Source organism: Providencia zhijiangensis, assembly GCF_030315915.2.
Lineage (GTDB): Bacteria > Pseudomonadota > Gammaproteobacteria > Enterobacterales > Enterobacteriaceae > Providencia > Providencia zhijiangensis.
In genome coordinates this window covers 1194085-1208210 of sequence record NZ_CP135990.1, presented here as the reverse complement: position 1 = coordinate 1208210, position 14126 = coordinate 1194085, and the positions used below count along the sequence as shown (strand labels likewise).

The following is a 14126-nucleotide window of genomic DNA, read 5'->3' as shown; positions in this document are numbered from 1 at the left end:
GTAAAAGTATCATGTCCGAATTAAATGAAAAATTCGCTTTAGCATGGCAAGGTTTTAGCCAAGGTGACTGGCAGAATAACGTCAACGTCCGTGACTTTATTCAGAAAAACTATACTCCGTATGAAGGTGATGAATCTTTCTTAGCAGGCTCTACTCCAGCGACTGATAAGCTGTGGGAAAAAGTCATGGAAGGGATCAAAATCGAAAACCGCACTCACGCGCCAGTTGATTTTGATACAGACGTTGCTTCAACAATCACTTCCCATGATGCTGGTTACATTAGCAAAGACTTAGAAACTGTCGTTGGTTTACAAACTGACGCACCTCTGAAACGTGGTCTTATCCCGTTCGGTGGTATCAAAATGGTTGAAGGTTCATGTAAAGCTTACGATCGTACTTTAGATCCTAGCCTGAAAAAAATCTTCACTGACTATCGTAAAACCCATAACCAAGGTGTTTTCGATGTTTATACTCCAGACATCTTAAAATGCCGTAAATCAGGTATCTTAACTGGTTTACCAGATGCTTATGGTCGTGGTCGTATCATCGGTGACTACCGTCGCGTTGCGCTGTACGGTATTGATTTCCTGATGAAAGACAAGTTCAACCAATTCACCTCTCTGCAAGAAAGATTAGAGAAAGGTGAAGACCTGCAAATGACTATTCAACTGCGCGAAGAAATTGCTGAACAGCACCGTGCACTGGGTCAAATCAAAGAGATGGCTGCTAAATATGGCTACGACATCTCTGGTCCTGCAACTAACGCACAAGAAGCAGTTCAATGGACTTACTTCGGTTACTTAGCCGCTGTTAAATCTCAAAACGGTGCAGCAATGTCATTTGGTCGTGTATCTACGTTCTTAGACGTGTACATCCAACGTGACTTAGAAGCAGGTAAAATCACAGAAGAACAAGCGCAAGAACTGATTGACCACTTAGTCATGAAACTACGTATGGTTCGTTTCTTACGTACTCCTGAATACGATGAGCTGTTCTCTGGTGACCCAATCTGGGCAACAGAATCACTGGCTGGTATGGGTCTTGATGGCCGTACTATGGTGACTAAAAACACCTTCCGTTTCCTGAACACACTGTATACCATGGGCCCATCTCCAGAGCCTAACATGACTATCCTGTGGTCAGAAAAACTGCCAATGAACTTCAAAAAGTTCGCAGCAAAAGTGTCTATCGATACTTCATCTGTACAGTATGAAAACGATGACTTAATGCGCCCTGACTTCAACAATGATGACTACGCAATCGCATGTTGCGTGAGCCCAATGATTGTTGGTAAACAAATGCAGTTCTTCGGTGCTCGTGCAAACTTAGCGAAAACTATGCTGTACACCATCAACGGTGGTGTGGACGAAAAACTGAAAATGCAAGTCGGCCCTAAACATGCTCCAATCATGGACGAAGTTCTTGATTTCGATACCGTGATGGACAAAATGGACCACTTCATGGATTGGTTAGCAACTCAGTATGTCACTGCGCTGAACTGCATCCACTTCATGCACGATAAATACAGCTATGAAGCAGCACTGATGGCACTTCATGACCGTGATGTTTACCGTACAATGGCATGTGGTATTGCAGGTCTGTCTGTTGCAGCTGACTCACTGTCTGCAATCAAATACGCCAAAGTTAAACCAATTCGTGACGAAGATGGTATTGCTATCGACTTCGAAATCGAAGGTGAATACCCACAATTCGGTAACAACGACCCACGTGTTGATGACATCGCTTGTGACTTAGTAGAACGTTTCATGAAGAAAATCCAGAAACTGCCTACTTACCGTAACGCGGTACCAACTCAGTCAGTTCTGACCATCACTTCTAACGTTGTGTATGGTAAGAAAACAGGTAACACCCCAGATGGTCGTCGTGCTGGTGCACCATTCGGACCAGGTGCTAACCCAATGCACGGTCGTGACCAAAAAGGTGCGGTTGCATCACTGACTTCAGTGGCTAAACTGCCGTTTGCTTACGCGAAAGATGGTATTTCTTATACCTTCTCTATCGTTCCAAATGCATTAGGTAAAGACGACGAAGTGCGTAAAACTAACTTAGCGGGTCTGATGGATGGTTACTTCCACCATGAATCCTCTATCGAAGGTGGCCAGCACTTAAACGTGAACGTTATGAACCGCGAAATGCTGTTAGACGCAATGGAAAACCCAGAGAAATATCCACAGCTGACTATCCGTGTATCAGGATATGCAGTGCGCTTTAACTCTCTGACTAAAGAACAGCAGCAAGACGTTATTACTCGTACTTTCACCAGTACTCTGTAAGACTTTGCTAAGATTCTATAACGTAAAATAAATAAAAGGCCCCTCCCATTGGGGCCTTTCTATCTTAGTCAAAGATAACAAATTATAATTCTACATTCTGTGAGTTCCTGCTATGTCAACAACGCAAAAGACTATTCCAACGACTGAAATTTCAACCACTTCGCCACCTGCGATGTTTGGACGAATTCACTCCTTCGAATCCTGTGGTACCGTCGATGGACCAGGGATCCGCTTTATTGTCTTCTTCCAAGGCTGCCTAATGCGCTGCCTGTATTGCCATAACCGTGATACGTGGGATACCCATACCGGTAACATGGTCACCGTTGATGAGCTAATGAAAGAAGCCGTCACTTATCGCCACTTTATGAATGCAACGGGCGGTGGCGTAACCGCATCCGGCGGTGAAGCTATTTTACAGGCTGATTTTGTTCGTGATTGGTTCCGCGCTTGTAAGAAAGAAAACATCCATACCTGTTTAGACACTAACGGGTTTGTTCGTCGCTATGATCCAGTCATTGATGAGCTGATGGAAGTCACTGATCTTGTCATGCTTGACTTAAAACAGCTTGATGATGAGATCCACCAAAAACTCGTTGGCGTTTCCAATCATCGCACCTTAGAATTTGCTCGCTACCTCGCTAAGCGCAATCAAAAGACTTGGATCCGCTATGTCGTCGTTCCAGGCTGGAGTGACGATGACCACTCAGTCCATATGCTCGGTGAGTTTGTCAAAGATATGGATAATATCGAAAAAATTGAGCTGCTCCCTTACCATGAGCTGGGTAAACACAAATGGGAAACCATGGGTGAAGAATACAAACTTGATGGTGTGAGACCACCGTCAAAAGAGGTGATGGAAAGAGTAAAAAGCATCCTCGAAAGCTACGGCAAAAAAGTCATGTACTAATTCAATACGAGGCTTCCTTTGGGAGCCTCATTTATTATCCCCCCCTTCTACATTATCCCACCTATTTCCTAGCAACCAGATTACTCTGCTTTGATAATGTTGAGTTTTTAGGCATAATCCTCAAGTTAAATTTAATTTATAAATCAATAGCAGCATAACACTATAATAAACATTGCTGATTCATCACTACGAATAGGTCATTTACCATGAATAATGAACACGATCATGTCGATAACGACATATCACCTGTAACGCCAGCGCCTGAAACATCATCACCTCAAGAGCCCATTGATAGCTTCGTATTTACGTCAGAACCTCGCGCCGTTCAAGCAGGAGAAGGCGTTGAATGGATCAGCCAAGCGTGGGCGTTAGTCAAAGAAAAATTAGGCATGTGGATCCTGATCAACATTGTCTTTTTCCTGATTATCTTTGCCATGGCTTTTCTGCCACTTGTCAGCATGTTTGTGAGTTTTGTTACTCCCGTTTTCGTCGGGGGGATCATTGCGATTTGTGAAAACCAACGCAAAACTGGCGAAGCGGATATCGGCTTACTTTTTTCTGGGTTCCAAAAGAAATTTGGTGAGCTATTTGCCATCGGCGCCATAAACTTTGCTGCCAATATGGTCGGAATGTTAATTGCATTTCTGATTGCTGGCTCGGCCATTTTTAGCTTAGTGATGCAAGCTGACCAATATGATGGTATTTCAGATGCAGCCTTGTTTGCATCAACGGGAACATTTGTATTTGCAGGCATTGTCATGGCATTAGCCAGCTTATTTGGCACAGCACTAACGTGGTTTGCCCCTGCCCTTATCATGAATCATGATTTCAAAATTGGCACCTCTATCTCCGCCAGCTTACAGGCAGTGAAGAAAAACCTATTACCCGGTTTCTTATTCTTCCTGATTGCCATGGTGCTCATGTTTGTTTCTATTATTCCATTCGGCTTAGGATTATTTATCTCAATGCCAATTATGTACGCAACTTACTACAGTACGTACCGCAGTATCTTTTTTACCGAGTCTAAACAGTCACAGACCAGTTCATTGATTATGTAAGTAAGGCAGATTTGGAGCCATTTTTTCTTTGAAAATTTAGCTCCAAATATTTGTATTATAGCCAATAACGTTGAGCTCATAAAAAAGGCTGAGCTCAGTCTAAAACCAAGCTCAGCCTTCAACGTCAAATATATCAATTAACCGATATATTCTAAACCATTCATATACGGACGTAATACTGCTGGAACTTCAATACGGCCATCTGCTTGCTGGTAGTTTTCTAACACAGCAACCAGAGTACGGCCAACAGCTAAACCAGAACCATTCAATGTATGAACCAGTTGGGTTTTCTTATCGCTCTTACCACGGAAACGCGCTTGCATACGGCGAGCTTGGAAGTCCCACATGTTTGAGCAAGAAGAAATCTCACGGTATGTATTTTGCGCCGGCAGCCAAACTTCTAAATCGTAAGTCTTGCGTGAACCGAAGCCGATATCCCCAGTGCACAGCAGAACTTTACGGTATGGCAGTTCCAGTAATTGCAGAACTTTTTCCGCGTGACCGGTTAACTCTTCCAGTGCCGCCATTGATTTTTCTGGATGCACGATTTGCACTAATTCAACTTTATCAAATTGGTGCATACGGATAAGGCCACGAGTATCACGACCATAAGAGCCCGCTTCTGAACGGAAACACGGTGTATGAGCCGTCATTTTCAGAGGAAGTGAATCTTCATCTAAAATTTCATCACGTACTAAGTTAGTTACTGGCACTTCTGCAGTTGGGATCAATGCATAAGTGCTGCTATCCGCTTCTTCTTCCAACGGTTTAGTGTGGAATAAATCCTCACCAAATTTCGGCAGCTGACCAGTACCATACAGCGTGTCATGGTTGACTAAATAAGGAACATACAGCTCTTGATAGCCGTGCTGTTCAGTGTGTAAATCCAGCATAAATTGCGCTAATGCACGGTGCATACGCGCGATTTGACCTTTCATCACAACAAAACGAGCACCTGTCAATTTCACCGCCGCTGGAAAATCTAAACCACCAGCCAGTTCACCAAGGCTAACATGATCTTTAACTTCAAAATCATATTGGCGAGGTGTTCCCCAACGAGAGACTTCTAAGTTTTCAGAGTCATCTTTACCGTCAGGCACTTCATCATCAGGCATATTCGGGATACTTAATGCAATATCACGGATTTCTTGTTGCAGTTTGTCTAACTCTGCTTTAGCAGCATCCAATTTTTCGCCTAATTGGTTCACTTCCAGACGTAATGGCTCAATGTCTTCACCACGCGCTTTCGCTGCACCAATTGTTTTCGATCGCGAGTTACGGTCTGCTTGCAGGGTTTCAGTTTCAACTTGTAAAACTTTGCGGCGTTCTTCTAATTCACGCAGCTTTTCCACATCAAGGGTAAAACCCCTGCGAGCCAGTTTTGTAGCAACCGCGTCTAGCTCCGTACGCAGTAAATTTGGATCGAGCATGCTAGTCCTGTGATTTTGTTAGTCAATTGTGAAAGCGAATATAACGCGCTCCGGCGTTATATTTAGATTATTTTATTGCGTTATAACCTTACCGCATTGACCCGATTAGCGATAGCGTTTTGTTGTGCTAATTTGATCTTGTTGGGCTAACCAGTCGAGTTTTTCAGCAATTTTGCCTTCTAACCCGCGCGCGGTAGGATAATAATATTGCGTCGCTTTCATCGGCTCTGGGAAATAGTTTTCACCTGCCGCGTAAGCATTAGGTTCGTCGTGAGCATAACGATACTCTTTACCGACGCCTAACTCTTTCATTAATTTGGTAGGGGCATTTCTTAAGTGTTCAGGCACATCATAATCTGGCTGCATTTGAGCATCTTTGATAGCCGCTTTATAGGCGGTATACACGGCATTACTTTTCGGTGCACACGCAAGATAAACAATGGCTTGAGCAATCGCTCGCTCCCCTTCAGCTGGCCCTACACGAGTAAAGCAATCCCACGCTGAAATCGCCACTTGCATGGCTCGAGGATCAGCATTTCCGACATCTTCAGAGGCAATCGCTAATAAACGACGAGCTACATACAAAGGATCTCCACCCGCAGTAATAATTCGCGCATACCAATAAAGCGCAGCATCAGGGGCTGAACCACGAACTGATTTATGCAGCGCAGAAATCAAATCATAGTAACGGTCACCTTTATTATCGAAACGCGCCGCACGCTCGCCACTCACTTCTTTGAGTAACTCTGCGGTTAGAACTCGCTGGCCTTGACTATCCGCTTCAGCCATATCCGACATCATTTCCAACAGATTTAATGAACGCCTTGCATCCCCATTAACCAAGTCGGCAATTAATTTTCGGGTGCTATCTGGGAGAACGATATTTTGCCCACCCAATCCTCGAACACTATCTCCCAGCGCTTGTAATAACACTTTTTCAATTTCGCTGCTGTCCAAGGATTTTAATAGATAAACTCTTGCGCGAGAAAGCAGTGCCGAGTTGAGTTCGAATGAAGGATTTTCGGTAGTCGCACCAATAAAAGTGATGGTACCGTCTTCAATATGAGGTAAAAAAGCGTCTTGCTGACTTTTATTAAAGCGGTGAACTTCATCCACAAACAAAATGGTTCTTCGCCCCGCACTGCGATTTTGGCGCGCTTTTTCGATAGATTCGCGGATCTCTTTGATCCCCGAAGTTACCGCCGAAATACGCTCGATATCCGCTTGTGCGTAGTGACCAATAATTTCAGCCAAGGTAGTTTTCCCCGTTCCCGGAGGTCCCCACAAGATCATTGAATGTAAATGACCCGCCTTAATCGCACGAGGTAATGGCTTACCTTCGGCAAGTAAATGCGTTTGACCGATATATTGTTCAAGGGTTTCCGGCCGCATACGCGCAGCCAGAGGTTGGAATTCATTTTGTGAAAAATCGAGAGATAAGTTACCCACGAGACCCTCTTTACCCCCTAGATATTAGTGAGCGCGAGAACGCTGGTCATCCAATGTGACCCCTTTTGGTACCGTAAATTTGAATTTACTTGGATCTACTGGGCCATTTTTCTGCTGTTTTAATTGGTACGCGCTGGTTTGTCCGTCTTGTTCAACCGCAGCAAACTTCTCAATCGTCCCTTGTGGGTTAACCGTAATAGAGAAGCTTTTTAATGTACCGTTAGATTGTTTTGGTTTCAGATCAAACGTATTGCCTTGTTGGACAATAGAATACTGCTTCCAATCCTTCGGGTTATTGCGCGTTAATAACAGGAATGGCGTATCTTGGGTAGCATCGGCTAAATTTGTCACCGTCACTTGCTCAACAAAAGGGTTGTAAAACCACAGATTTTTACCGTCTGATACCAGAACACTTTCATCCGGCGAAGTCATATTCCAGTTAAATAAGTTAGGGCGTTCAATCCACAAGTCGCCAACGCCCTCTTGGATAAGATCACCTTCTGGACTAGTCACTTTCTGAGAAAAGCTCGCTTGGAAGCTATTCACTTTACTCAGACGATCTTGAAGGTCTTGACTCGCATCTGCCAATACTTGACCTACGTTTAAACTCAGGGCTAATGCACCTAACAACATCATTTTTTTCATCGAGAAAAGACCTTAAAATTAATACCACAAAGGGCGTATGTCTTTATACACCCCTTGAATTAAACCAGCAATTAGCACATGAAATATTAATATCCCATTGATGGTGGCGCTAATACTTCTCGGTTACCGTTATGCCCTGGTTCACTGACAATTCCTTGGTCTTCCATTTGCTCAACAATCCGAGCTGCACGGTTGTAACCGATACGGAATTGACGTTGTACACCGGAGATAGATACCCTTTGTTTTTCAACAACAAATTCGACAGCTTGGTCAAATAACGGGTCAAGATCTTCATCACCATTATCTGAACTTCCGCCACCTTCACTATCATCGCTACACGTTGTGATGCTATCAATATATTGCGGTTTTCCACGCGCTTTCCAATCATTCACAACTGCGTGAACTTCTTGGTCACGGACAAATGCACCATGAACACGAACAGGAATGGATGAGTTTGGTGGCAGATACAGCATATCCCCCATACCCAATAGTGATTCTGCACCACCTTGGTCAAGAATAGTACGTGAGTCAATTTTACTCGATACCGTAAAGGCGATACGCGTTGGAATATTGGCTTTAATTAACCCGGTGATGATGTCAACGGATGGGCGCTGGGTAGCTAAAACGAGGTGGATACCCGCTGCACGCGCTTTTTGTGCTAAACGAGCAATCAACTCTTCCACTTTCTTCCCTGCGGTCATCATTAAGTCCGCAAATTCGTCCACCATCACCACGATATAAGGTTCTTTTTTCAGCATTGGATGTTCCATATCCATACTGTCACCCGGCTTCCAGAATGGGTCTGGGATTGGGCGATTCATATCCGCTGCCGCTTTAATCTTATCGTTGTAACCCGCGAGATTACGTACACCTAAAGCTGACATCAGTTTATAACGGCGTTCCATTTCATTGACACACCAACGCAGCGCATTCGCCGCGTCTTTCATGTCGGTGACAACTTCAGTTAACAGATGCGGGATCCCTTCATAGATAGAAAGTTCCAGCATTTTCGGGTCAATCATAATAAAGCGAACATCTTCAGGTTTCGCTTTATATAAGATACTGAGGATCATCGCGTTGACCCCAACCGATTTACCGGACCCCGTTGTACCCGCCACTAGTAAGTGCGGCATTTTTGCCAAGTCGGCAACAACAGGCTCACCTTCAATATCTTTCCCTAACACTATTGTCAATGGCGATGGATTTTTTCTAAAATCATCACAATCTAAAACTTCACTCAAGTAAACGGTTTGACGTTTTTCGTTAGGTAATTCTAGACCAACATACGGTTTACCTGGGATCACCTCAACAACACGAACCGCCGTAGTCGACAATGAACGCGCAAGATCTCGGGATAATGTGGAAATTCGAGCCGCTTTAACTCCCGGCGCAAGATCCAACTCAAAGCGAGTAATCACCGGCCCCGGAGAGAAGCCAACAACTTCAGCCTTAACCCGATAATCATTCAAACGTGCTTCAATTAGCCTTGCGGTTTGCTCTAATTTGAACATATCCACTGGCTCTTCTTGTTCCGGTGGGCTCGCCAGCAGGTCAAGAGATGGCATTGGCGTCGTCGGTTTTGGTAACGGTTGGTCGTTACGTACTAAGAATGGGTGGAATAAACTATCCTGCTGTGGCTGCTGTGGCTGCTGTGGCTGCTGTGGCTGCTGTGGCTGCTGTGGCTGCTGTGGCTGCTGTGGCTGCTGTGCTGCAGTTTGAGGCTGCCCCGCAGAATGAGCAACAAATTCATTTCCATTATGTGCTGGCGCTATCGGCTGTTCTTGCGTTATCGAATGAGCTTGCACTGGCGGTTCGGTAAATGACGGCATAAACAGTGGCGCTGCTGGCTCATCATCAACTAAATCATCTACCGGCGAGAAACGCTCAAATGCCGATAATGGCGTACTTAAATCAATTTTAGGTTCAAAATCATCCGCATCATTATCCAGCTCATGCTCATCATCGGCATGGGCAGTAAAGCGATGGATATCTGAAGATGAAGTTGGTTCTATTTGTTTTGTAGGTTCAAAAGCTGGCGTAAATGCAGGAGCAGAAGCCCAACGATGTTCAATTTCTGGCTGAGTAAACGTACTCGCAGGCATATAATCTTGATGAGTTTCTGGCTCTGGCGCAATATCTGAAGCGGCAACAGAATCAACCGCAGGCTGGTTAACCTGGAATGCAGCGTCAAACTCCTGCATATCCGTATCTGGCTCGCCGTAGCGTTGACGTTGCTGCTCTAAGAATTGAACGCGCAACAACCTTTCTTGCTCTAGCTCATCATCAGTTTTCACTTCATTTTCAGGTTCTTCAGTCGCAGACCATTGCTGATATACCTGCTCACGCTGAGATGCCTCTTCTTGACGACGTTGAAGCTCTGCATCACGCTGAGATGGAATACGAATACCATACAGCTCACGGCGAGTCGGCAAGCGAACCGGATTTGGACGAGGTAATTCTGGCTCCAGATTCTTTTTCACTTGCGCGTGGCGTTCCATCGCTGCAATCGAAATGCCCGCAGCGGCTAGCGCAGCAGGGTCGGCGACACGGCTAGTTACTGATGATTCACTCACGTCAGGGCTTCCCATATCAATGGTTGGCTCTACAGGCGCAAACTGTGACGATATAAATGTTGGAGCTGCCGGTTTGGACTCAAAAACAGGTTCTGGAGCAAAAACGGGCTCAGGTGTAAATGTCGGTTCTTGAGGTATAACAGGTGCAGGAGAAAATGCCTGCGTTGGTGCCACTTGGGGCTGATAATCATCAGGCACTTCAAAATGGTAAGTTTGCGGCTCTTTAGTTGCGGAAGGCTCTTCTGTCGCGGAAAATGTCGGTAAAACTGTATTTTCCGTTGGTTGAGCAGTAAAAGTGGGCTGCTCTGCCAAAGAAGCGCTTGGCTGGACTGGCTCAATAACAGGTTGCGCTTCAGAAGCTAACAGAGGATCAGCCATAACCAGTGGTTCAACCGCAGGCTGTACATCTTCAGAAACGAGCTCAGAGACTGTTGGCGCGGAAAACAGTACATCATCCGCATCAAATTGTTGGCTTTCATCATTTGCTTGATGCTCAGCGATTTGAGCACGCTGCAGCGCCTCTTCGGTCTCTTCAACATCATAATCGTAGTCATCAAGCTCATCACCACGGGCACGGTTTGTTAGCAAGGTGATAGGAAGCAATATCCCTGCCCCTATTTTTTCTGCAATAGTCAGCCAAGACCAACCCGTGAAGAGGGTAAAACTGATTGCCCAGAGGAACAACAGCGCCAAGGTTGCACCCAATGAATTAAACCACGGCATAATTGCATTACTGAATACACTACCAATGACCCCGCCAGAAGCGAAGTTGGGTAAATCATCAAAGTTAAGCGCGGCCAAACCACAAGATGAAAGGATCAGCGCTAACCCGCCAATGAGACGTAGAGAGAGCGAGAAAAAGTCAATATAACGGCGCTGGCTCTCATAGTGATAAATTGCCCAACACCCGAGTAACAATAATGGCGGGATCGCAAACGCGAGAATACCAAATGCGGAAAATAGGATATCCGCACTCCATGAGCCAATACTTCCCCCTAAGTTTTTAACGGGGGCGTCCCAGTTAGTTTGTGACCAACTCGGGTCAGAAGGATTAAAGCTCCATAGCGCGACCATAAGAAAAATCGCACAGAGGCAGATTGCCAACAAAATCACCTCTAATAGCCGTCTTCCGCTACTGAGCTTTTTAAATTTGATGTACTTATCTTCGGTATATTCTTGGCTCATTATTGTTTCTTTACTGACTGATGTTCTTGCTTAATACGTGATTATCCTATGATTATTCTAACACTAATCCTCTAAACGCGCCTGCTTTAAGGGGATTAAGACAAATTATCACACCATAGAGACCATAAGACTCAGTATTTCATCTTACGAATAGGGTTTCAAACTCTATTTAAGGTCAAAATTCTTAATTGTTTATAGCTTTAAAATCAATAAATTGAAATGAAAATTTCTGACTAATTTTGAGTCTATCGCGGGCAGTGACGAGAGAATGTTCGAAAAAGAACCATTGGGAGAATTAAAGAGAAAAATTATAGTACTTAAAAACGGAACAACGCTGAGTAAACCCAGCGTTGAAACAGCAGTGCGACAACAATGCAGATTGCTGTGCAGGAATGATGAACACAAAGTACAATTAGCGAGTTTTAATCACTAAACGGTTGCTTTGTTTCACTTCTTCCATAACTACGTAGGTACGAGTATCGTTTACACCCGGAAGGCGTAATAAAGTTTCACCTAGCAGTTTACGATATGCGGACATATCTGGCACACGCGTTTTCAACAAATAGTCAAAGTCACCGGAAACGAGATGACATTCTTGAATTTCTTCAAGTTTTTGAACTGCTGTGTTGAATTGTTCGAATACATCCGGTGCTCCTCGGTTTAAGGTAATTTCAACGAAAACCAGCAGCGATGCATCTAAATAGTGTGGATTTAACAGTGCGGTATAGCCAGAAATGAAACCCTGTCTTTCAAGACGACGAACACGCTCTAAACATGGCGTTGGAGATAAACCAACACGCTTAGATAGCTCAACGTTAGAGATACGCCCGTCTTTTTGCAATTCGTTCAGTATATTCCTGTCAATACGGTCAAGGTCTTTACCAGGACGCTTTTTATTGTCAATCATCTCTTATCTCTCTTTCTTTAATTGTTATTTTCTACATCTTATAAAACGGTGCCATCTATTCGTCAGTCTTCCTAAGCGGACTAGCGGGCGTGGAACCTATTCTATTCGTAATAACTGAAGTTCTCGTAAACCGAAACATATTTACCTTTGGAGCGGCTTACAATCGTCGCGACATTGCCAGAATGTGTGACGTAAAGTTAATTTTCCAGTAAGAACAAAAATGCGCCATTTCCATTGACCTGCTAGATAATTAACTCTTAGATAGATGTTTTCGCAAATGCGCAGCCGATTGTCAAAGTAAATGAATAAAAATCAGTACAAGATTTCGGTTTTTTTTTCAGTAAAACGTTTCGCAGACGCAATTCAAGATAATTCCTAAAATTACCGTTTCGTGATTAAAGCACTTTCCCTCTCATTTTTTAACTCTTAATTGGTATTGCCTATCAGAAAAATTTGTTCCCTCCACATCAATGAATGGTTAAATCACTTTTGTTACCCCCCTATTTCTCCTACAATCGTCCTTATGCTTTTTTGAGACTAAAAAGAGGAATTCATGAGCACAACCACACATCGCAAGTTAATCATTTTAGGTTCAGGCCCTGCAGGTTATACCGCAGCCGTTTACGCAGCTCGCGCAAATTTACACCCTGCACTGATTACTGGGGTGGAAAAAGGCGGCCAATTAACCACAACCACGGAAGTTGAAAACTGGCCGGGTGATCCTGAAGGCTTAACAGGCCCGGGACTCATGGAACGCATGCATGCCCATGCAGAAAAATTCGAAACTGAAATCATCAACGACCACATTACAAAAGTGGATTTTCAGCAGCGCCCTTTCCGCCTGTTTGGTGATGATACAGAATATACTTGTGACGCATTGATCATTGCGACAGGCGCATCTGCTCGTTACATCGGTCTACCATCAGAAGAAGCCTTTAAAGGTCGCGGTGTTTCTGCTTGTGCAACGTGTGACGGTTTCTTCTATCGTAACCAAAAAGTTGCGGTCGTCGGTGGTGGTAATACTGCCGTTGAAGAAGCGCTGTATCTTTCTAACATCGCGTCTGAAGTACATTTGATTCACCGTCGCGATAGCTTTAGAGCAGAGAAAATTCTGGTTAATCGCCTGATGGATAAAGTTGAAAATGGGAACATCGTTCTACATACCGACAACACATTAGACGAAGTTCTGGGCGATGATATGGGCGTGACAGGCGTTCGTTTACGTTGCACCAAAACCGATAAAACCGAAGATGTCGCTGTCATGGGCGCCTTTATCGCTATCGGTCACAGTCCTAATACCGCGATTTTCGACGGTCAGTTAGCCTTAAATAATGGCTATATTAAAGTGCAATCCGGCACCAACGGTAACGCTACTCAAACATCTGTTGAAGGGATCTTTGCGGCTGGCGATGTGATGGATCACATCTACCGCCAAGCAATTACCTCAGCCGGCACTGGCTGCATGGCAGCATTAGATGCCGAGCGTTACCTAGACGGGTTAGCAGACAAGAAATAGTTTTTTAATCTAAAAATCGCTAATCTGAAATACCTTGAAGCCTCATTTTTACGTTGTCGTTCATTAAGTTCGCAGCGAAATAGAATGGGGCTTTTTATTTATTCCTGTTTCAAAAATAAAGCGCTATTCCCTCCTGAATTAGGAGCAAGTTTATTTTGCTCT

Annotated in this window: 9 protein-coding genes; 4 read left to right on the top strand and 5 right to left on the bottom strand. The window is 44.3% G+C overall.

Annotation, left to right across the window (positions count from 1 at the left end):
* The first annotated feature begins 11 nt into the window (after positions 1 to 11).
* From pflB to QS795_RS05405, 3 genes are all read left to right on the top strand, one after another.
* Positions 12 to 2294 (top strand): formate C-acetyltransferase, encoded by a 2283-nt coding sequence (gene pflB / locus QS795_RS05415; protein ID WP_154604263.1) that lies wholly within the window; start codon positions 12 to 14, stop codon positions 2292 to 2294.
* 172 nt (positions 2295 to 2466) lie between these two features.
* A complete protein-coding gene (gene pflA / locus QS795_RS05410) occupies positions 2467 to 3201 on the top strand; it encodes a pyruvate formate lyase 1-activating protein (protein WP_286272266.1) in 735 nt (244 codons plus the stop codon).
* 206 nt (positions 3202 to 3407) lie between these two features.
* A complete protein-coding gene (locus QS795_RS05405; protein WP_286272248.1) occupies positions 3408 to 4259 on the top strand; it encodes a BPSS1780 family membrane protein in 852 nt (283 codons plus the stop codon).
* A 137-nt stretch (positions 4260 to 4396) separates the two neighbouring features.
* Here QS795_RS05405 and serS read toward each other — a convergent pair whose 3' ends face one another.
* From serS to lrp, 5 genes are all read right to left on the bottom strand, one after another.
* Entirely contained in the window at positions 4397 to 5689 is a 1293-nt protein-coding gene (gene serS, locus QS795_RS05400; protein ID WP_154604265.1) for a serine--tRNA ligase, read from the bottom strand.
* A gap of 105 nt (positions 5690 to 5794) precedes the next feature.
* Positions 5795 to 7138: a replication-associated recombination protein A gene (locus QS795_RS05395; RefSeq protein ID WP_181478275.1), complete on the bottom strand. Its 1344-nt coding sequence runs from the start codon at positions 7136 to 7138 to the stop codon at positions 5795 to 5797.
* A gap of 24 nt (positions 7139 to 7162) precedes the next feature.
* Complete coding sequence (lolA, locus tag QS795_RS05390) at positions 7163 to 7783, bottom strand: outer membrane lipoprotein periplasmic chaperone LolA (protein ID WP_272521259.1); 621 nt, start codon at positions 7781 to 7783, stop codon at positions 7163 to 7165.
* Between the two features lie 86 nt (positions 7784 to 7869).
* Positions 7870 to 11541: a DNA translocase FtsK 4TM domain-containing protein gene (locus tag QS795_RS05385; protein WP_286272243.1), complete on the bottom strand. Its 3672-nt coding sequence runs from the start codon at positions 11539 to 11541 to the stop codon at positions 7870 to 7872.
* A gap of 412 nt (positions 11542 to 11953) precedes the next feature.
* Entirely contained in the window at positions 11954 to 12448 is a 495-nt protein-coding gene (lrp, locus tag QS795_RS05380; protein ID WP_004918089.1) for a leucine-responsive transcriptional regulator Lrp, read from the bottom strand.
* Between the two features lie 553 nt (positions 12449 to 13001).
* On the opposite strand from lrp, the gene trxB reads away from it, so the two are divergent.
* Positions 13002 to 13964, top strand: a complete 963-nt coding sequence (gene trxB, locus QS795_RS05375; protein WP_132494451.1) for a thioredoxin-disulfide reductase — start codon at positions 13002 to 13004, stop codon at positions 13962 to 13964.
* The last annotated feature ends 162 nt before the right edge of the window (positions 13965 to 14126 follow it).